A 749-nucleotide genomic window follows, 5' to 3' on the forward strand; every position below is an offset into this window, starting at 1 on the left:
GGAATGGTCGGGGCAAGCACTGCTTTGGGGCTATCTAAGCTAGGCCTTGATGTCGTCATGATTGATGCCTTTGCCTTCTCTAAAGATATACCTGAGTACACTCCTAGCTACGATGCGAGGTCGACAGCCTTGTCTTGGGGCACGCGAGAAATCTTAGAGCAGCTTGATGTCTGGACAGATATTGAGCCTTCGGTATGTGCCATCGAACAGGTTCATGTATCAGAAAAAGGCTGCTTTGGAACCACCCGGATGCATGCAGCAGAGTATGGACAGGAAGCCTTAGGTTATGTGGTGCCGAATCAGTGCTTGGGCCAGAGTTTGTTAAGCAAGGTGTATGAGAGATCACTACCTTTTTATAGTGGTGTGAAGGTTTCTCATATATCTCAAGGCAAAGACTTCCATCAAGTGCACTTAAGCTCAATTGAGCAGCCTGAACAGCAGAAAGTGCTAAACACTCGCTTGATGGTGATTGCAGATGGTACGGAGTCGAGCACTGCGAAGCTATTAGGCATTGCTTATCAAGTGGAAAAATATTCTCAGCATGCCTTGGTGGCTAACGTCAGTACTGCATTGCCAAATGAAGGTGTTGCGTTTGAGCGCTTCACTAAGAAAGGCCCATTGGCAATGTTGCCCTTGAGGGAGTCTGATTGTGCACTGGTCTGGACACATGACGAAAAAGAGATACAGGCACATTTGGATATGAGCGATGCTGAATTTTGTAAAGCTTTGGAAGAGAGTTTCAGTGAGCG

General features: G+C 47.0%; 1 protein-coding gene. It reads left to right on the plus strand.

Annotation, left to right across the window (positions count from 1 at the left end; genetic code table 11):
* The coding region (locus tag A3763_RS04595; protein WP_197482768.1) for an FAD-dependent monooxygenase at positions 1–749 on the plus strand (749 nt) is incomplete at both ends.

This window comes from Oleiphilus sp. HI0128 (assembly GCF_001635365.1).